Origin of the sequence: Bradyrhizobium sp. 87 (assembly GCF_023073015.1) — a bacterium.
GTDB classification, from domain to species: Bacteria; Pseudomonadota; Alphaproteobacteria; order Rhizobiales; family Xanthobacteraceae; genus Bradyrhizobium; species Bradyrhizobium canariense_D.
In genome coordinates this window covers 87054-106347 of record NZ_JADPIQ010000086.1, presented here as the reverse complement: position 1 = coordinate 106347, position 19294 = coordinate 87054, and the positions used below count along the sequence as shown (strand labels likewise).

Genomic DNA, 19294 nt, shown 5'->3' with positions numbered 1-19294 from the left:
TGGGGATGGCTCGGAGATCCGCGCAAGCGGCATGATCCGGACTGTGGGCTTGCGTAGCGCGCAGAGCTCGCGGGGGGACGCGTACAAGTAACGAGGGCTCGGACTGAACATGGCAAACACTCCGAAAAAGGTCAAAGACCCCACAGAAGATGCGCTTTCTGCAATCCAGGAAGCCCTGAACATCAGCGACACGGCCGCGGACACCAGCCGCAACGCCTCGATGCGCAGCGAAACGTCGCCCCCGGTCGCGCCACCAGCTCCCCCGATGTTCGACGAACCGAGCTTCGACGCGCGCCCTGCCGCGAACGAACGCGCGATGTTCGACCAGATCGAGGAGCCGCGCTCCTCGCGCCGCGCCGCCAATGACGACCGTGCGACCATCGGCCAGCTCTTGCAGACGTTGCAGACGGGACGCCCGACCCGCAACATCTACACCGGCGCGACAATCTTCACCGTCATCTGGCTGGCCGCCTGCGCCGCGCTGACGGTCGGCTTCCTGCCTTCCATCCAGGCGGCGATGGGCCAGAGCGGCGGCGTCTTGGCCATTGCCGGCCTCGTCACGATGTTCTTTGCGCCGATCATGCTGTTCTTCTTCCTGGCGAGCCTCGTCTGGCGCGGCCAGCAAATGAGCTCGGTCGCGCAGGCGATGGCCCAGGTTGCGATCCGCTTCTCCGAGCCGGAAGGCTCGGCTTCCGATTCCATGGTGACCGTCGGCCAGGCCATCCGCCGCGAGGTTGCGGCGATGGGCGACGGCATCGAGCGCGCCATCGCGCGCGCCGGCGAACTCGAGACGCTGGTCGCCAACGAGGTCGCGGCGCTCGAACGCGCCTATTCCGACAACGAAGTGCGCATCCGCGCCCTGCTCCAGGACATCGCGCATCAGCGCGACAATCTGGTCGGCCAGGCCGAGCAGGTCCGCAGCGCCATCTCCGGCGTGCAGATCGATTTGCGCCACGACATCGCACTGATCTCGGACGCGATCGCCTCGCGCGTCGACGAGGTCGCCAAGTCCATCACCGGCGCCCTCGAAGAGCGCGGCGCCCACATCACCGGTGCGCTGAGCAACGCCGGCGACAACATGATCCTCGCGCTCGGCGAGCGCGGCGGCGACCTGCTCAACCGCCTCGAGGAGGCCAGCAACGAGACCACGCGCGCCGTGCTCGACGCCAGCGAGCGGCTGACCACCAGCCTCAATTTCAAGACCGGCCACGTTCACGACGAATTCGTCGACCTCGCCGACCGTGTCCACGAGATGCTGAACGAGCGCATCGACCGCATCACCGGCGAGTTCGAGCAGCGCTCCGCCGCGATTGTCGACGGCATCTCCGAGCGCACCGAGCAGGTGCACGACAGCCTGAAGAATTCGTCGGACTCGCTGCTGCTCGAGCTCGAGCTGCGCTCCAACGACCTCTCCGCCAAGATCGACGACGCCGGCAACCGCCTCGCCGGCCAGATCATGACCTCCGGCGACAAGGCCAGCGAAGCACTCGACGCCACCGTCAACACGCTGGTCGCCAAGGTCGTCAGCCAGACCGAGACCGCGCACGACTCGCTGTCGCTCCAGATGAGCGCCTTCGACGAGCTGGTGAAGAACCAGGGCGCCGAGCTGGTCGAGAAATTCGCCCGCGACTCCGGCACGCTGGGCGCGCTGATCACCCGCCACATCTCCGAGTTCGACCGCACCGTGAAAACCTTCGGCGGCGAGATCGTCGATCGGATGGGCCAGCGCACGCAGGACATCCATGAATCGCTGAAGAGCTATGTCGACAATTTCGACACCCGCTTCACCGCCAATGGCGGCGCGATCACGGCTGTGCTCGACCAGCGCCTGGTGCAGTTCGAGACCACGATCGGCGAACGTGTCAGCAACCTCGATGCCTCGCTGAACGGCAAGATCTCGAGCCTCGACTCTACGATCGACGGTCACATCAAGACCTTCGACGAACAGCTCGTCGGCCGCGTCGCCGCGCTCGAACAGTCGTTCGATACCCGTGCGAAGTCGGTCACCGAGACAATCGACGGACGGCTCAACAACCTCGCCTCGTCGCTGACCGACGGCGCCGCGCAGGCGATCCAATCGATCGACTCCCGCCTCACCCACCTCACGACGTCGCTGACCGACGGCGCGTCTCAGGCTGTCGAGACCATCGACAACCGCCTCAACCACCTCGCGACCTCGCTGACCGATGGCGCGTCGCAGACCATCCAGACGATCGACACGCGCCTCACGCATCTGACGACCACCCTCACCGGCGGCGCGTCGCAGGCGCTCGAATCCATCGACACGCGCCTCACCTACCTGACCAGCGCGGTGACGAACGGCGCCTCGCAGGCCGTGCAGTCGATCGATTCCCGCCTCACCCTGCTGACCTCGACACTTACGGACGGCACCGCGCAGGCGATCGAGGCGGTCGATCGCCGCATCACCGGCGTCGCCGAGATCATCGATGGCCGCAGCATGCACCTGACCGACACGGTCACGGCGCGCTTCCAGGACATCCAGCAGGCCATCGAGATCAAGGTCGGTGCCGTCGCCAGCGACATCGACGTGCGCGTGGCGCAGTTCGAGGACCTGCTCGGCTCGCGCGTCGAGGCCGTCGCCGGCCGCATCGAGAGCAGCGGACGCCAGGCCAGCGAGGACATGATGTCCCGCGCCGAGATGATCTCGACCGCGATTCGCTCGCATGTCGAGGACGCCGAGCGCTCGCTCACCAACCTCGTGGTCAACACCAGCGAGACCATCCAGACCGGTGCGCGCACCGCGCAGCAGTCGCTGATGACGGTCTCCTCCGACGTCAACGCCCAGCTCAAGATGACCTCCGCCGAGGTCGAGCGTGCGCTGACCGCCGTCGGCACCGGTGCCGCGAACTCGATCCTGACCAGCGCCCGCGAAGCCCAGTCGACCCTGGTCGCCGCGTCGGGCGATGCCTCCAACCAGATCAAGGGGCTCGCGGCCGACGTCGAACGCACGCTGTCGTCGGCAGGCTCGGCGACCGCCGCCTCGATCCTGGCCGGTGCCCGCGAGGTGCAGACCACGCTCGTGACGGCGTCCTCGGATGCGGCCAACCACGTCAAGACTCTCACCGCCGACGTCGAACGCACGCTGTCGTCGGCAGGCTCGGCGACCGCCGCCTCGATCCTGGCCGGTGCCCGCGAGGTACAGACCACGCTCGTCACGGCGTCCTCGGACGCCGCCAACCACGTCAAGACCCTCACCGCCGACGTGCAGCGCTCGCTGTCGATGGCCGGCACCACAACGGCGGAATCGATCACCGCCGGCGCCCGCGATGCGCAGAGCGCGCTGATCGCGGCCTCGAGCGAGACCGCCAACCAGATCAAGGCGCTGTCCTCGGACGTGCAGCGCTCGCTCTCGATGGCGGGAACCGCGACGGCAGAGACCATCATGACCGGCGCCCGCGAAGCCCAGAGCACGCTCGTCAACGCGTCCTCGGATGCGGCGAGCCAGGTCAAGTCTCTCGCCGCCGAAGTGCATCGCTCGCTCTCGCAGGTCGGCCAGTCGACCGCCGAGACGATCACGACCAGCGCCCGCGATGCCCAGAGCACCCTGCTGGCGGTCTCCGCCGAACAGACCGGCCAGGTTCGTTCGCTGGCGGCCGAGATGCAGCGCGCGCTGGCGACCGCCGGCGGGGCCACCATCGAGGCGCTCACCAGCGGCGTACGCGAGGCCCAGGGCACGCTGATCTCCGCCTCGACGGACGCTGCGAGCCAGATCAAGTCGCTGACTACGGACATCGAGCGCACGCTGACCTCGGTCGGCGCCGACACCGCCTCGACCATCCTCAACAGCGCGCGTGAGGCGCAGACCTCGCTGACCTCGACCTCGGCGGATGCCGCAAGCCAGATCCGCACGATCTCGAGCGAGATCGAGCGTACGCTGAGCACGGCCACCGCGAACGCGACCAACGACATCCAGACCAGCGCGCTCAACGCCCAGAACGCGTTGATCAACGCCTCCAACGAGGCGAGCTCGCGGGTCAAGTCGAGTTCGGCCGACGTCGAGCGCTCGGTGCTCGCCGCCAGCAGCAGCTTCGGCCAGGCCATGACCGGCAAGACCGACGAGATCGTCACCTATGTGCAGCAGCAGTCCGACCGTCTCGCCAACATGATCGACGCCAAGCGCGGCTCGCTCGTGGACGCGATCGGCTCCAAGACCAGCCAGCTCACGCTCGACATCGACCGCGTCACATCCGACGCGCTGAAGTCGATCGAGACGCGCGGACATGCGTTCTCGCAGACCATGATGGGCAACGGCTCCGAGGTGGCGCGAACCATCAACTCGGCGAGCGAGATGGCGACAGGTGCCGTCAACAAGTCGCTCAAGGACCTCGAGCAGGCCTCCCGCGCGGCGATCGACCAGTCGCGCCAGGTCTCGATCGCGGCCGTCACAGAGATGCAGGAGACCAGCAAGATCCTGCGCACCGACACGGTCGCCCTGTTCGAGCGACTGCGCGAAGGCAACATCCTGCTCCAGGAGGTGCTGACCGGTGCGCACGACAACCTCAACTCGCTCGAGCGGGCGCTGGTGACGCGCGTCGCCGACTTCGTCTCGGCGATGAACGACGTCACCTCGCGCAACGGCGCTGCGACGCAGAACCTGGAAGACCAGCTCAACGTCTTCAACAGCAAGACCACCCGGGCGCTCCAGGATCTCGGCGAGCTGTCGACCCAGTTCGACGCGCACGGCAAGGCACTGGTCGAGGCCGCACAGGTCGTGGAACAGAGCAACAAGAACACCACCGCCTCGCTCGCCGAACGCAAGGAGGCGCTGGAATCGCTTGTCACCACGATCGACCTGCGCACGGCCGATCTCGACCAGCGCCTGTCGCGCTTCACCGGCCTGCTCGATGAATCGCTGGCGGCCGCCGAAGAGCGTGCCCGCGACATCGCCCGCGTCGTCGCGGAGACCGCCGGCGCCGGTTCCGCCGCGATCACGCGCCAGTTCGAAGCGGTGCGGTCGGCCTCAGAAGAGGAGCATCGGCAGACCGTCGAGGCCATGCACGACATCTACCGCCAGACCACCGACGAGGCGGATGCGATGTTCAAGCAGTCGACCGAGAAGTTCACCAACCTCGTCTCCAGCATGAAGCAGATGGCGTTCGAGATGCACAACGAGCTCGAAGCCACCCGCAACGAGCTGCGCCGCGGCGTGCTCGAGATGCCTCAGGAGGCGGCCGAGAGCACTGCGCAGATGCGCAAGGTGATCGTCGACCAGATCGAGGCCCTCGCCGAGCTCAATCGCATCGTGGCTCAGCATGGTCGTGGCCTCGACGTCTCCACGACGGGCCGCGCCAGCGTGCAGCGCCAGGAAGAGCCGATGCTGGCGGCCGTCGGCGCGCGCAGCACCGAAGCGCGCATGCGCGAGAGCGCCAGCGCCTCGACGCTGCCGCCGCCAGACCTCGGTATGCCCGCCTCCTCGCGCCGCACCGAAGCCCCGCCGGTGGCGCCGGCCGGCAACGACCAGGGCCGTGACGGCTGGCTGTCCGACCTGCTGAGCCGCACGGACGCCAACCAGGGTGCGCCCACCGGACGTGAGCCCCAGCGCGGCCGCCAGGCTGCACCGGCTCCGCAGCCGCAGGCTCCGCAAGGTGGCGGCAATCCGCTGGAATCCTTGTCGCTCGACATCGGCCGGCTGATGGACCGCAACCTCGCGTCCGAGATGTGGGACCGCTACCAGCGCGGCGAGAACAAGGCCTTCACCAAGCGGCTCTACACGCCCGCCGGCCAGAAGGCCTTTGATGAGGTCGCCCGCAAGTATCGCTCCGACCGCAACTTCAAGGCCACGGTCGACCGCTATGTCGCCGAGTTCGAACGCCTGCTCGACGAAGTCGCCCGCGACGGCCGCGGCCCGCAGGAGCTGCGCAACCACCTGACCTCGGAGACGGGCCTGGTGTACACGCTGCTCGCTCACGCAGCGGGCCGGCTGGGATAAGCGGTCAGTCGCCAAGACGCATGACAAATGAAAACGGAGGCCTCACGGCCTCCGTTTTGTTTTGGGGAGGTTGTTGCGCCTCCACAAACTCGTCATTGCGAGGAGCTCTTGCGACGACGCAATCCAGACTGCTTATGCGGAGACGGTCTGGATTGCTTCGCTTCGCTCGCAATGACGAGGTGAGAGACGAGTGCAACGTCGCTACTGCCGCCTGCGCTCGGGCGCCGCGGCTGGCTTCGGCGGCTCTGGCGGCGGTGGCGGCGCGGCCGGCGGCGCGTTGTTGCTGGCGCCGAACAGGACGCGGGTCGGGTTGCGGTCGAAATTGTTGACGGCGCGGCTGATGTCGCCGAGCGTGCGGCGGCCGTCGGTCATCAATGCGCCGGAGCGCTTGTCGAAATCGTCGGCCAGTTCGCGGATCGACTTCACCGCCTGGAACAGCTCGCCGCCGTCCTTGCCGCCGGCGAGCGTGTTGAGGCCGAGCATGAGGCTATCGGCCTTGAGCATCACGCCGTCGACCTTGGCCATCACGCCGTCGATCTTCTCGGAGTTGCGGGCGAGCGAGTTGGTGAAGGTCTCGAGGTTCTTCAGCGAGTTCTTCACCGACTCCTGATTGTCGGCGACGATCTTGTTGATGTTCTGGAGCGTCCCGCGGATCGCCTCGGTGACGTCCTGGAGCTTGTTGGGATCGGCCGTCAGCGTCGGGATGCCGTCCTCGTCGAGCGGCGGCGCAGGCGCTGCCTCCTCGCCGCCCTTGAGCGAGATCGCGGCAACGCCGGTCAGGCCCTGGAATTCGAGGCCGACCAGGGTGTCCTTGCGGATCGGGGCGTTATTCTCGACCATGGCGAGTGCGACAACCCGCCGCGGGTTGTCGAGCTTCACCGAGACCACCTCGCCCACCCGGATACCGTTGAAATTGACGCTGCCGCCGTTGCGCAGGCCCGCGGCCGGGCCCTCGAACACGACGCGCAGGGGGCTGCGCTGCTTGGTGGTGTGCAGCGACTGAAACCACAGCACGAAGCCGATCGCGGCGGCGATCACCGCCAGCGTGAACGACCCGATCAGCACGTAATTTGCCCGCGTTTCCATCAGCTACTCCGGCACCTCAGCCCATCACCGCGCGAGCGCGCTTGCCATGGAAATATTGCCTCAGCCAGGGATGCTGCGAGGCCTGCATGTCGGCGATCGACCCTGCCGCAATGATCTTACCGTTGCCTAGAACGGCGATGCGGTCACATGCTGTGTAAAGGCTATCGAGGTCGTGCGTTACCATGAAAACGGTCAGCCCCAAAGTCCGCTGCAACGTCCTGACCAACTCGTCGAAGTCGCCGGCGCCGATCGGGTCCAGGCCCGAGGTCGGCTCGTCCAGGAAGACGAGATCCGGGTCGAGCGACAGCGCGCGCGCCAGCGCCACGCGCTTGATCATGCCGCCCGACAGTTCCGAAGGAAAGCGATCGGCGACCTCAGGCTTAAGACCCACCATGGTGAGCTTGGCGATGGTGATCTCGTCCATCAGCCGCTGCGACACCCGCAGATATTCGCGCATCGGAAACTGGATGTTTTGCCGCACCGTGAGCGAGGAGAACAGCGCGCCCTGCTGAAACAGCACGCCCCAGCGCCGCTCCACGTTGCGACGCTGCGACGTATTGGAGGCATCCAGGTCGACGCCGAACACCTCGATGCTCCCTGCGACCTTCGGCACGAGGCCGATGATCGTGCGTGTCAGCACGGATTTGCCCGCGCCGGACGGGCCCACGAAGCCAAGAATCTCGCCGCGCTTGACGTCGAGATCGAGCCCGTCGAGCACGCGCGTCGCGCCGAACTGCACGGTGATGTCGCGGACCCGGATGATGGGGTTCTGGATCTCGCCTGCCATCGTCACATCCCGATCGCGGCGAAGAAGATGGCGAACACGCCGTCCATGACAATGACGAAAAAAATGCCTTTCACGACAGACGACGTCGTGTGCTGCCCGAGCGATTCCGCGCTGCCCTGCACCGCGAGCCCCTCGACGCAGGCGACGATGCCGATCACCGCGGCCATGACAGGTGCCTTGACGATGCCAACGATGAAATGGTCGATCGAGATGGCGTCGCGCAGCCGCAGCAGGAAAGCCTCCGGCTGCACGCCCCCATAGAGCCAGGCGACGAGGCCGCCGCCATAGAGCGCGGCCATCGCGCCGAGGAAGGCCAGGATCGGCAGCGCGAGAACGAGCGCGAGCATACGCGGCAGCACCAGCACCTCGATCGGGTCGAAACCCATGGTGCGCAGCGCGTCGATCTCCTCGCGCATCTTCATCGAGCCGAGTTCGGCGGTGTAGGCGCTGCCCGAGCGGCCCGCGACCATGATCGCGACCAGCAGCACGCCGATCTCGCGCAGCACCAGCACGCCGAGCATGTCGACGACGAACAGGTCGGCGCCGAACCTGCGGAAGTGGAAGATGCCCTGCTGGGCGATGATGCAGCCGATCAGGAAGGTGATCAGCACGACGATCGGCACGGCGCGCCAGCAGACCTGCTCGAGATGATGCACGGTCGAGGTCAGGCGGAACGAGCGCGGATGAATCAGGGTGCGCGCGACCGCCGCGAGCACCGCGCCGAGCATGTCGACCAGGCCTGCGACCGTGCCGGCAACACCGGCCACGGCCCGGCCGATCTGCTCCAGCATGCCGGTGATGGTGATCGTGCTGGCGTCGATGACGGGCGTCGCCCTGACCCGCCGCACCTCGTCCACGAGGCTTGAATAATTGGCGGAGAGGCCGGCGATCTGCGCCTCTACGGCGCCCTGCGTCAGGCTGCGGCGCAGCCGCTCGATCAGCCAGGCGCCGAAGGTGTCGAGCTTGGCGACCTCGGACACGTCGATGAAGATGCTTTGTGGGCCGCCGGCGAGCTTCTCGGCGTCAGCCACCATCCGCTCCAGGACCGGCGCGAAGCTCGCGGTCCAGGTTCCGGTGGCGCAGAGTGCCAGCGCATTGCCCTTCGCAATCCGTTCCAGCTTCGGATCGCCGTTCAAGATGTCCGCTCCCGTGCCGGGGCGCGAGAAACGGTTGAAATCAGATGGTTGCGCACGCGCCCTTACCCGGAGAAGGTATCCCCAACTGGTTAACCTTAGTTGCTAGAGGTAACCAGCAGGTTCAGATTTCGCCAGAGTTCAAAATGACTTCCAGCAAAGTTCCTGCCCTCGCCGCGCGAATCGAGCGCTTTCCCATCGCAGGCAGTTTCACCATCAGCCGGGGCGCCAAGACCGAGGCCGTCACCGTTGTGGCCGAGGTCCGCCGGAAGGGCCTGACCGGCCGCGGCGAATGCGTGCCCTATCCCCGCTATGGCGAGACGCCGGAGGCGACCCTTGCCGCCATCAAGGCCATGCAGGACGCCGTGGCCCGCGGTCTCACCCGTCAGGCCCTGCAAGCCGCCATGCCGCCCGGGGCGGCCCGCAATGCCCTGGATTGTGCCCTGATCGATCTGGAAGCCAAGGCGGCGGGCCTGCGGGCCTGGAGCGTGCTCGACCGCCCGGCGCCGGGCGAACGCACCACGGCCTACACGATCTCGCTGGACACGCCCGAGGCCATGGCGGCGGCGACTGCCAAGGCGGCGCACCGGCCGCTGCTCAAGATCAAGCTCGGCGGCGACGGCGACGGGGAGCGGATCGCCGGGGTGCGCAACGCCGCACCCGAATCCGAGCTGATCGTGGATGCCAACGAGGCCTGGACCGAAGCCAATCTGGAGCAGAATCTTGCGGCCTGCGAGGCCGTCGGCGTCACCTTGGTCGAGCAGCCGCTGCCCGCGGGCCAAGACGACGCGCTCGCGCGGATCAAGCGGCCGCTGGTGGTTTGCGCCGACGAGAGCGTGCACGACCGCACTTCGCTGGCGTCGCTCCGCGAGCGCTACGACGCCGTGAACATCAAGCTCGACAAGACCGGCGGCCTCACCGAGGCGCTGGCGATGGCCGATGCCGCGCAGGCGCTCGGCTTCGAGATCATGATCGGCTGCATGGTCGCGACCTCGCTGTCGATGGCGCCTGCGATGCTGGTGACGCCGCAGGCGCGCTTCGTCGATCTCGACGGCCCGCTGCTGCTGACGCGCGACCGCGATCATGGCCTGCGTTATGATGACAGCCTGGTCTACCCGCCGGACTCGTCGCTCTGGGGATGAGCTTTCAGCCGGTGCCGCGCCGACCAGATCACAAGCGCACCCACACCGGCCATCGCGGCCATGACGTAATACAGGCCGTCGCCGATGCGGGCGTAGATCGCGCCTGACGCGATCGAGGTCGCGGCGCCCAGCAGCCCGTTGCACGCGGCGTAATAGCCCTGCCCCCGCGCGATCTGATGCGACGGCACGCGCTGCACCAGCAGACTCATCGTGCCGAGAATGGTCATCCCGAAAGTGAGGCCGTGGCCGAGCTGCACGATCGCCAATAGCATGAGCGGCGGGTCGTATGCGGTGACGATCCAGCGCACGACCGCGCTCGCGCCTCCGATCGCCATGAGCGAGGACGGATGCAGCGAGAAGCGCGGCGACAGCGCGAACACGACGATCTCGGCGATCACTCCTAACGTCCAGAGGCCCGCGATCGTCAGCCCGCCGAGGCCGTGGGCCTGCCAGTTGATGGCCGAGAACGTATAATACGCGACGTGACTGCCCTGGATCAGCGCGGCCGAAACGATGATGGCCCAGAAGCCGGCATCGCGCAGCAGCGCCTTGCTGGCGTGCAGTGCCGTCGTCCGTCGCCTGACATCGTCAAGCGGCTGCAGCAGCATGCCGGCGGCGACCGCAACCACGGCCCAGGCGACGATGACCCAGATCAGATCGCGCGCCGCGATGTGGTCTACGAGATAGCCGCAGGCGAGCGAGCCGGCCGCGAAGGCTGCCGAACCCCACAGCCGCACCGGTCCGTAATCGAGCCCGTAGCGGGCGACGCCACGCAGCGCATAGGCGTCGGTCAGCGGCATGGTCGGCGTCCACATCATGCAGGTCAGCGCATAGATCAGGAACAGCGCCAGCGGCTGCTGCTGCAAGCCGACCGCCGTGAACCCGATCGCCGTCGCCAGCACGGAGATCATCATGCCGGCGCGAATCGCATGTCTCTTTTCAGCAAAGGCGGTGATCTGCGGCAGCGTGGTGAAGCGTGTGATCGCCGGCAGCGCGTTGATGAGGCCGATCCAGGCCGCGTCGATGCCGATCGCCTTCAGCCAGAGCGGAAAGAACGGCAGATGCGTTCCCGACACCGCGAACACGGCCGAGTAGAACAGCGCGAGGCTCACGGCGAATCGCCGCTTCTGAGCTGCTGCGATGGGGATTTGTGATTCGCCTGCCATTAAACCAATTGCGATTCGGTCGATATCGTGATGATCGTTACTGTAACGCGCGGTGATTTGCGCGACGAGATTGACATGGCCAACGAAGCATTCGCCCTCTCGCCTATGTCTGCCCGTGCGGCCGAGCCGAACGAGCAGGATTACGACGCGATCCGCGAAGCCTTCATGGAGACCGCGCGCGGCCGCTGGTTCCTCGGCGAATACGCCAAGCGCAACCGCAATGCCGATACCCGCATGGTGCTCGACGCGGTCGCGAAAATCGAAGAAGCCCTTGCGGCACAGCGCCAACCCGTCGTCGAGGACCGCCTCCCCGAGGCGCTGGTCGCGATCCGGCACGCGATCCGCGAAGCCGAGACGATTGCGATCGCGGCGTTCGATCCCGCGGCGATCGAGGCGAGCCTCGCGCCGATTCCGCGCGGCCTGCGCATCATCAAGGAGATCTCCTGGCGCTGGCGCGAGATCGGCGCCGACGGGCGAATCTGCGACCTGATTGATTCGCAGCTCGCGTCGATCGAGGCGGCCTGCGCGCAGGTTGCCACCATCGACCCCCGCGCCGACCTCAAGGCCGCATTCGATCTGCTCAAGGACCGGATCGACCAGACCGACGCTGACGCAATGCCGCAGGCCGCGCGCCCCTCGCCGGCTCCGGTGCAGGAGGCACCCTCGCCCGTTGCGGAAGCTCCGCTGCCGGAGGCCGCGCCTGCGGCGATGGCCAGCGAAGCACCCGTGGCTCTTACGGAGGCGCCGCAGGGCATCGCAGAGGCGATCGAGCCCGAAGCCGCCATGGAAGCGGCCGGAATCGTCGCCGAGGCCTTCTCCGTTGCCGAGCAGGCGACGGACGTCGCGCTCGAGCCGGAGACCGTCACCGAGAGCCGGATCGCGCCTGAAGACACCGCTTTTGAAGAGCCAGCCACTGAGGCCTTCGCGGAGGTGACGGACGAATTTTCGCTCGATGCCGCCGCCGAAGCCGAGGACGAAGCCATCCTCGAGGCCATCGCGCTGGAGATGGCCGCGCCAGACCCGGAATTCGACGAGATCATCGAACCGGTCGAGATGGAAGCGACGGTTCCGGAGCCGGTGGTTGCGGAGGCCGCAGCGCCCATCGCAGCCGAGATACCGGAGCCGATCGCACCCGAGCCGTTCGCACCAGAGCCAGTCGCCGCCGCAGCGATGGTGGAGGAGCCCGTAGAGGAAGCGCCGATCGCGATGGAATCGCTGGCGCGCCTCACCAACGCCATTGCAGAAGCCGCCGCCGAAGTGATGGAGCAGCCAGCGCCCGTCATGGCAGCATCCGCGACATTCGGCGCGGCGCAGGCCACGACGCTCCCGATGACGTCGCCGGTTCCGGAAGCCTCACTTGGCGCCACCATCCTCGCCAGCGGCATCCTGCAAAAGCCCCGCGCCGCCGCCAACGATCCCATGGCGCCCATCCGCCGCATGACCCAGGCCGAGAAGATCGCGTTCTTCTCGTAAGGGGATGCGGCCTGCTCCGTCTCGTGTCCCGGACAAGCGAAGCACAGATCCGGGACCCACGAGCCACAGCTTCCGTCGCCACATGGCCCCGGCTCTGCAGCGCACCGTCGAAGAGACGCCACGCTGCGTCCGCGGCACGAGAGCGGAATGAGGAAACACTCTCTCAACGTCATTGCGAGCGCAGCGCGCTCCGCTCGCAATGACGGATGCTCAGCCGATCACCCGCAATTCCACACCGCACCGATCGGCGTCCGCGTCCAGCACGGCCCAAAACTGCCGCCATTGTAGCGGCCGCCGCCGAAGCCGGGCCGGCCGAAATAGCGCCACTCACCATCCCAGCCGTAATATTGCGGAACCGGATCGATGTACCAATGGCGCCGGTCGCTAGGCGACATCCGCCGCATCGCTTCCTTCTGCTTGTAGAGGGGAATGCTGTTGCTCAGCGGCTGGCGATAGCCCGGCAGGAAGCCGTAGCCATGCCAAGCTTGCTTGGGACGCTTTTGGATTGAAGCAGCCGGCGCGACAGCCGGCAGCAGCGATAGGACGATAGCGACAGATAGACATAAAAAGCGTGACATGGATGGACGATAGACGGCCGCCTGCGGAATGACCATTCAATTTCGAGTGCCAAGTAACAAAGCCCTCACGGAACCGAATAGCAGATCGAGCGGCAGGAATCCTATCGATTAAGGTGTAGAAATATGATTGGTGAAGTGATTGTCATTGGCGATCTACAATTGCGTAACGGCGCCTCTGTCGACGAACACGACCGACTCGGCGCGCGCATGTACGACATCGTCAGCCGTCTTCCCGGCTTTGTATCGGTCAAGTCGTTCAAGGCCGACGACGGCGAGGAGCTCACCGTGTTCCGTTTTGCCTCTGAGGAAGCGCTCGAAGCCTGGCGCACCCATCCCGAACATGTCGAGACGATGAAGCGAGGACATGCCGAATTCTACGCCAGCGGCTTCCTGCAGATCTGCAAGGTGATCCGCGAGGTCGGACCATTCGAGCACGCGTGACGCCGTCCCGCATCGTTCGATCGTGCGCTGCTAGCTGATCACACCCTTCCTGATCAGGAAGCATCCGTAACTGCTGCTGTCGCCGACCTGTACGACGCCAAAGCTCGCCGCCGCCGCGCGATAAAAATCCGGCCGCGAGAGTTTTCCGGGCGTGACGGGCCGGCCGGCGGCACGCTCGATCTCCGCGAGCACCGCGCGCTGCACGTCGGGGACGCGGTCGGGATCGTCGACCGGCATCATCACGCGGACCGGATCGGGATCGAAATCGTCGAGCGGATAGACCGACATGATGGCGCGAATCGCGGTCTCCATGCTCATGCCTGGCAACTGGATCAAGCGCTGCGAATGCGTGCTCTGCGCGATGCGCGCCGAGGGGTGATTGGCATCGACGAAAGCGAGATCGTCGCCATGGCCCATGGAAGCCAGCAGCCAAAGCAGGTCGGGCGTGAGGATCGGATCGATCGATTTCAGCATGTGACGGACTGTCCTCCCATTGGGCGCCCACCTCGGCAGGTCCAAGCGTGATTCAGATCACGCAGCCTACCATGGTGATGGGGATCACGGACATCAAACTCGAACGCGGCCAAGTTTGCCGGCAACCAATCTCGTATCGAGATCAGTGCCAAAGGAGCACGCCATGTTCCGCCTAAAACCCTTCCTGATGACGGCTAGCCTGCTGGGGAGCCTGTTCGGCTTTGCCTGCGGGCCAGTTTCCGCGCAGGTCGCCCCGGTCGAGCCGGCCCCCACCGCGCTGCAAGGCCCGGAACAGCGTGTCGCGCTGGTGATCGGCAATTCGAACTATCAGAACGCGCCGCAGCTCGCCAATCCGGACAACGACGCGGAGTCCATGGCGAAGTTCCTGAACTCCGCCGGCTTCGAAGTGGTCGCCGCGACCGACCTGACCCAGAACGACATGCTCCGCGTCGTCCAGGACTTCTCCGCCAAAGTGTCGGCGCGTGGTCCGAACACGGTGGCGATGGTCTACTATGCCGGTCACGGCGTGCAACTCGCCGGCGAGAACTACCTCGTTCCGGTCGACGCCAAGGTCTCGAGCCAGACCGAACTCGTCAACAACTCCGTCCGCCTGGTCGACGTGATGTCGACGCTGGAGACGATCCCGAGCCGTATGCGCATCGTCATCCTCGATGCCTGCCGCAATAACCCGTTCCCGAACGTGAACGATGCCGGCCGCGGCCTGGCCATCGTCGATGCCCCGAACGGCTCGATCGTCGGCTACTCGACCGCGCCGGGCGCCGAAGCGCAGGACGGCACCGGCGGCCACAGCCCCTACACGCAGGCCTTCCTGAACGTCGCGCGCGAGCCCAACGTGCCGATCGAGCAGCTGTTCAAGCGCGTGCGCCTCGAAGTGAACCAGACCACCAGCGGCGCGCAGATCCCGTGGGAGAGCTCGTCGCTCACGTCCGACTTCACCTTCTTCGGCGACACCGCGGTTGCCGCCAGCCGCGCACCGGTGAATGCGCCTGTGGTGCAGATGGCCTCCAATCTGCCGAGCCGCTCGACGCGCCAGGCCTATGACTACGTCGTGTCCGAAGCACGGCCGGAGTACTATCAGGAATTCATCACGATGTATCCGCACGACCCGCTGTGCGATCACGTCCGCTGGCTGCTCAACAACCTGCTGCTCACGCAGGCCTGGCACAAGGCGGTGCTCGCGAACTCGCCGCTCGGCTACAAGAACTTCTACGACAGCTACGGCAACACGCCCTATGCGCAGGTCGCGCTGAAGCTCCAGATGCAGCCGAAGCAGATCCCCTTGATGCAGGCGACCAAGTTCCTGGCGCCGCAGAATATCGCCCCGACCTTCAAGATCGGCAATCTCGGCCAGCCCAAATACATGCCGCTGCAGCAGGGTAATGGCGGCGCGCAAGTGAACGGCAATTTGCCGATCGTGCAGAAGTCGGGCGACAACAACGGCATCGGCAAGCTCGGACATGTCGGCCAGATCGTCAACCTGCCCGCGGGCAACAACCAGCCCAACCAGCAGAACGGCACGCCGTCGCAGACCCCGGGCAAGATCGTGACCCTGCCTGCGCCGACCAACACCACCAACAACAATGGCGGCATCGGCAAGATCGTGACGCTGCCTGCGACCAACAAGACGCCGAATGGTACTGCCAACGGCACAACCAGTGGCAATCCTGGCAAGATCGTGAGCATGCCGGTCAATGTCGGCAAGGGCGGCACGACCATCGATACGAAGCCCGTCAACGTTCAGACGCAGAACAACCCGATCCGCATCAACAACGGGGCGAAGATCAGCAACAACCCCGTGAACAAGGTGCAGGTGCAGAACAACAACCACCCGCAGTTCAATGAGACCAACCGGATCGTCAACAACGGCAGCAACAATTTCCGGCAGTCGATGAACCAAAGCCAGGGTGGCAACGGCGGCAACAACCACCGCGGCTTCATGCACTGATCGCGGTCGGCCACACACGACAAAGGGCAGAGCGGTGACGCTCTGCCCTTCTTGATGTCAGAAGATTGATTATCAGGCCACCAGCTCGGCAAACAGATCAGCGTCGACATTGCCGCCGGAGAGCACGATGACGACATTCTTGCCGGCAACATCAAGTCGTCCCGCAAGCAGCGCCGCCAGGCCGACCGCTCCGCCCGGTTCGACCACGAGCTTTAGCTCGCGATAGGCAAAGGCGACGGCCGCGCCGACTTCCTTGTCCGAGGCGGTCACGCCGCGCGCGAGCAGCTTGCTGTTGATCGCAAAGGTCATCTCGCCGGGGATCAGGGCCATCAGCGCATCGCAGATGGTGCGGCCGGCGGGTGCGTGCGGCTCGCGGTGGCCCGCGGTCAGCGACAGGCCGTGATCGTCGAACGCGTCGGGCTCGGCCACTACGATCTCGGCCAGCGGAAAACGCGCCTTCACAGCCGTTGCAACGCCGGCGATCAGGCCGCCGCCGGAGGCCGGGGCGACCACGATGTCGGGGCTGAGACCGAGCGCCGCCATGTCCTCGGCGATCTCGCGGCCGGCGGTGCCTTGACCGGCGATCACGAAGGGATCGTCATAGGGCCTGACCAGAGTCGCGCCGCGCTTCTCGGCGATGCCGCGCGAGATCGCCTCGCGGTCGTCGCGGTCGCGGTCGTACAGCACGACCTCGGCACCGTAGGATTTGGTACGCTCGCGCTTTGACAACGGCGCATCCGCGGGCATCACGATGGTCGCCTGCATGTCGAGGATCTTTGCTGCCGCCGCCACGCCCTGGGCGTGGTTGCCGGAGGAGAACGCAACCACGCCGCCGGCGCGCTTGTCCTGCGGGATCGAGGCGACCTTGTTGAAGGCACCGCGAAACTTGAACGACCCGGTGCGCTGGAGCATCTCCGGCTTGAGATAGACCTTTGCACCGACACGCTCGTTGAGCACGGGAAAGGACAACAGCGGGGTGCGGACGGCGAAGGGTGCGATCACGCGTGCTGCGGCGTCGATATCGGCAGGGCCGATCGGGAGAAGCTGTTCTGTCATGCCTGATGTTATCGCGCCGGATGAGGCGCGGGCAAGGCATCTCCGCGCGAGGGCTTCTTCCCCTCAGGCGACGAATCGCGCCGGTTCTGCCCCGTTCCGGCCGGGCATCACGGCGCCGACGGCCAAAATGCTGTCGACAAAAGCCCGGGCCGAGGCCTCCCAGGTGTAGTTGGCGGCGAATTCCACGCAGTCCTGCCGGCAGATATCCAGCGCGGCGAAGCAGGCGCTGCGCAGATCGTGATCGAGCGCGCCGACCGGCGCATCGCCGATCACGTCGCGGGGCCCCTTCACCGGAAACGCCGCGACAGGCAGGCCGCTCGCCAGGGCTTCGAGCAGAACGAGGCCGAACGTGTCGGTCTTGCTCGGAAACACGAAGACATCGGCGGCCGCGTAGATGTCCGCCAGCTCCTCGCCATGCTTTTCGCCGAGGAAGATCGCGTCCGGATAGGCCTCCTCCAGCGCGACACGCGCCGGGACCGTCGCCGACGATCACCTTGGTGCCGGGCAGGTCGAGCTCGAGGAACGCCTCGAGATTCTTCTCCACGGCAACGCGGCCGACCGAGAGGAACACCGGCGCCGGCAGGCAGAGATCAATCGGGCGGGGATGGAACAGATGGGTGTCGACGCCGCGGGGCCACAGCACGACATTGTCGAAGCCGCGCTCGGTCAGTTCGCTGGCGAGCGCCGGCGTTGCCGCCATCACGGCGCGGCTGGGGCTATGGAATCGGCACAGCGCCCGCCAGATCAGCGAGCCCGGCACCGGCACGCGGGCGCGGACATATTCGGGAAAGCGGGTGTGGAAGCTGGTCGTGAAGGGCAGCTTGCGCTGCCGGCAATAGCGGCGGACCATCAGGCCGATCGGCCCCTCCGTCGCGATGTGGATGCTGTCCGGGCGCGCCTCTTCGATCAGCTTCGCGATTCTGCCCGGGCGCGGCATGGCCACCCGCACGTCCCGATAGCTCGGCATCGCAAAGGTGCGGAACGATTGTGGCGTCAGGAACGAGAAATCGACGTCGAGACTTTTGGCGGCGTCGGCAAGTTTGGTCAGCGTCCGAACCACACCGTTGACTTGCGGGTGCCAGGCGTCGGTCGCGACCAGGATGCGCATCAGGCTGCCTTTGTCATGCAGCTCTGGCTGCGACCTGCGGGACCTGTGCCGGCTTCTCGGCCTGGTCCGCCCAGGTGATGATCTCGAAACGGCCGTCGTCGTGCTCGACCAGCGCCGTACAGCTCTCGACCCAGTCGCCGCAATTCATGTAGCGGATTCCGCCCTCGTCGCGGATCACCGCGTAATGGATGTGACCGCAGATCACGCCGTCGGCGTCGTGGCGCCGTGCCTCGGCAGCGAGTGCCTGCTCGAATGCGCCGATATAGTTGACGGCGTTCTTGACCTTCTGCTTGGCCCATTGCGACAGCGACCAATACGGCACCTTGAACATGCGCCGGAAGAAGTTGACGAAGCGATTGAGCTGAATCGCGAAATCGTAGACCTTGTCGCCGAGATGGGCGAGCCAGCGTGCGTTCTGCACCACGAGGTCGAAGATGTCACCGTGGATGACGAGATAACGCCTGCCGTCCGCGCCGATGTGGACGGTGTTCTCGACCACGTCGATGCCGCCGAAATGCGTGCCGTAATAGTTGCGCAGGAACTCATCGTGATTGCCGGGGATGTAGATGACCTTGGCGCCCTTGCGCGCCTTGCGCAAAAGCTTCTGCACGAGGTCGTTATGCGATTGGGGCCAATGCCAGCTCGATTTCAGCGCCCAGCCGTCGACGATATCGCCGACGAGATAGATCGTGTCGGCGTCGTGGAAACGCAGGAAATCGAGCAGAAGATCGGCTTGAGAACCGCGGGCTCCGAGATGAACGTCGGAGATGAACAACGTGCGAAAGCGCCGCTCCGGGCTCTCGTCACTCACATCGTAACTTCCCATGCGCCAGCCTGTAACAATGTCCCGTGACAGGGGGATGACCAATCGAACCTTTGAGGCACCCTCAGATACGAATCGCGCTTGCCTCGCCCACCCCGCGAATATCAGTCG

Annotated in this window: 13 protein-coding genes and 1 pseudogene; 5 read left to right on the top strand and 9 right to left on the bottom strand. The window is 66.0% G+C overall.

The genetic code is table 11. From position 1 onward, the window contains the following. Positions 1 to 109 precede the first annotated feature (109 nt). On the top strand, positions 110 to 5950 hold the full coding sequence (locus tag IVB50_RS21305; RefSeq protein WP_247297146.1) for a negative regulator of septation ring formation: 5841 nt from the start codon (positions 110 to 112) through the stop codon (positions 5948 to 5950). Positions 5951 to 6151: 201 nt separating this feature from the next. Here the strand turns inward: IVB50_RS21305 and IVB50_RS21300 are convergent, their stop codons facing one another. The 3 genes from IVB50_RS21300 to IVB50_RS21290 are packed head-to-tail and all read right to left on the bottom strand — an operon-like array spanning position 6152 to position 8959. Next, positions 6152 to 7036, bottom strand: coding sequence for an MlaD family protein (locus IVB50_RS21300; RefSeq protein WP_247297145.1), 885 nt, complete (start codon positions 7034 to 7036; stop codon positions 6152 to 6154). 16 nt (positions 7037 to 7052) lie between these two features. Then, the gene (locus tag IVB50_RS21295) at positions 7053 to 7823 is read right to left on the bottom strand and encodes an ABC transporter ATP-binding protein (RefSeq protein WP_007612400.1); all 771 of its coding nucleotides are present in this window, start codon (positions 7821 to 7823) and stop codon (positions 7053 to 7055) included. A 2-nt stretch (positions 7824 to 7825) separates the two neighbouring features. Further along, positions 7826 to 8959 (bottom strand): ABC transporter permease, encoded by a 1134-nt coding sequence (locus IVB50_RS21290; RefSeq protein WP_247297144.1) that lies wholly within the window; start codon positions 8957 to 8959, stop codon positions 7826 to 7828. A gap of 143 nt (positions 8960 to 9102) precedes the next feature. Here IVB50_RS21290 and dgcA point away from each other — a divergent pair, with 143 nt between their 5' ends. Then, positions 9103 to 10098 (top strand): N-acetyl-D-Glu racemase DgcA, encoded by a 996-nt coding sequence (dgcA, locus tag IVB50_RS21285; protein ID WP_247297143.1) that lies wholly within the window; start codon positions 9103 to 9105, stop codon positions 10096 to 10098. On the opposite strand, the gene IVB50_RS21280 is transcribed toward dgcA, so the two are convergent. Continuing rightward, positions 10068 to 11264: a major facilitator superfamily domain-containing protein 6 gene (locus IVB50_RS21280; protein ID WP_247297140.1), complete on the bottom strand. Its 1197-nt coding sequence runs from the start codon at positions 11262 to 11264 to the stop codon at positions 10068 to 10070. The genes dgcA and IVB50_RS21280 overlap by 31 nt on opposite strands. Before the next feature lie 75 nt (positions 11265 to 11339). Here IVB50_RS21280 and IVB50_RS21275 point away from each other — a divergent pair, with 75 nt between their 5' ends. Continuing rightward, positions 11340 to 12737, top strand: coding sequence for a hypothetical protein (locus tag IVB50_RS21275; protein WP_247297137.1), 1398 nt, complete (start codon positions 11340 to 11342; stop codon positions 12735 to 12737). A gap of 218 nt (positions 12738 to 12955) precedes the next feature. Here IVB50_RS21275 and IVB50_RS21270 read toward each other — a convergent pair whose 3' ends face one another. Continuing rightward, positions 12956 to 13315 carry a hypothetical protein gene (locus IVB50_RS21270; protein WP_039800124.1) on the bottom strand — a complete coding sequence of 120 codons (360 nt, stop codon included), beginning with the start codon at positions 13313 to 13315 and terminating at the stop codon, positions 12956 to 12958. A gap of 123 nt (positions 13316 to 13438) precedes the next feature. Between IVB50_RS21270 and IVB50_RS21265 the strand changes: the two genes are divergently transcribed. Further along, on the top strand, positions 13439 to 13756 hold the full coding sequence (locus IVB50_RS21265) for an antibiotic biosynthesis monooxygenase (protein ID WP_018457526.1): 318 nt from the start codon (positions 13439 to 13441) through the stop codon (positions 13754 to 13756). 30 nt (positions 13757 to 13786) lie between these two features. On the opposite strand, the gene IVB50_RS21260 is transcribed toward IVB50_RS21265, so the two are convergent. Next, positions 13787 to 14230, bottom strand: coding sequence for an RbsD/FucU domain-containing protein (locus IVB50_RS21260; protein ID WP_018457525.1), 444 nt, complete (start codon positions 14228 to 14230; stop codon positions 13787 to 13789). A 163-nt stretch (positions 14231 to 14393) separates the two neighbouring features. Here IVB50_RS21260 and IVB50_RS21255 point away from each other — a divergent pair, with 163 nt between their 5' ends. Next, positions 14394 to 16196, top strand: coding sequence for a caspase family protein (locus tag IVB50_RS21255; RefSeq protein ID WP_018457524.1), 1803 nt, complete (start codon positions 14394 to 14396; stop codon positions 16194 to 16196). A 72-nt stretch (positions 16197 to 16268) separates the two neighbouring features. On the opposite strand, the gene IVB50_RS21250 is transcribed toward IVB50_RS21255, so the two are convergent. From IVB50_RS21250 to IVB50_RS21240, 3 genes and pseudogenes are all read right to left on the bottom strand, one after another. Further along, positions 16269 to 17252 (bottom strand): threonine/serine dehydratase, encoded by a 984-nt coding sequence (locus IVB50_RS21250; protein ID WP_018457523.1) that lies wholly within the window; start codon positions 17250 to 17252, stop codon positions 16269 to 16271. A 63-nt stretch (positions 17253 to 17315) separates the two neighbouring features. Next, positions 17316 to 18360: pseudogene (locus IVB50_RS21245) on the bottom strand (glycosyltransferase family 1 protein). Positions 18361 to 18373: 13 nt separating this feature from the next. Further along, a complete protein-coding gene (locus tag IVB50_RS21240) occupies positions 18374 to 19186 on the bottom strand; it encodes a UDP-2,3-diacylglucosamine diphosphatase (RefSeq protein WP_247297135.1) in 813 nt (270 codons plus the stop codon). Between the last annotated feature and the right edge of the window lie 108 nt (positions 19187 to 19294).

Coding starts and splice junctions, on each gene's coding strand:
- IVB50_RS21280 (WP_247297140.1), bottom strand. CDS start 11,264: ATGGCAGGCGAATCACAAATCCCCATCGCAGCAGCTCAGAAGCGGCGA.
- dgcA (WP_247297143.1), top strand. CDS start 9,103: ATGACTTCCAGCAAAGTTCCTGCCCTCGCCGCGCGAATCGAGCGCTTT.
- IVB50_RS21255 (WP_018457524.1), top strand. CDS start 14,394: ATGTTCCGCCTAAAACCCTTCCTGATGACGGCTAGCCTGCTGGGGAGC.
- IVB50_RS21275 (WP_247297137.1), top strand. CDS start 11,340: ATGGCCAACGAAGCATTCGCCCTCTCGCCTATGTCTGCCCGTGCGGCC.
- IVB50_RS21265 (WP_018457526.1), top strand. CDS start 13,439: ATGATTGGTGAAGTGATTGTCATTGGCGATCTACAATTGCGTAACGGC.
- IVB50_RS21305 (WP_247297146.1), top strand. CDS start 110: ATGGCAAACACTCCGAAAAAGGTCAAAGACCCCACAGAAGATGCGCTT.
- IVB50_RS21295 (WP_007612400.1), bottom strand. CDS start 7,823: ATGGCAGGCGAGATCCAGAACCCCATCATCCGGGTCCGCGACATCACC.
- IVB50_RS21250 (WP_018457523.1), bottom strand. CDS start 17,252: ATGACAGAACAGCTTCTCCCGATCGGCCCTGCCGATATCGACGCCGCA.
- IVB50_RS21240 (WP_247297135.1), bottom strand. CDS start 19,186: ATGGGAAGTTACGATGTGAGTGACGAGAGCCCGGAGCGGCGCTTTCGC.
- IVB50_RS21270 (WP_039800124.1), bottom strand. CDS start 13,315: ATGTCACGCTTTTTATGTCTATCTGTCGCTATCGTCCTATCGCTGCTG.
- IVB50_RS21300 (WP_247297145.1), bottom strand. CDS start 7,036: ATGGAAACGCGGGCAAATTACGTGCTGATCGGGTCGTTCACGCTGGCG.
- IVB50_RS21260 (WP_018457525.1), bottom strand. CDS start 14,230: ATGCTGAAATCGATCGATCCGATCCTCACGCCCGACCTGCTTTGGCTG.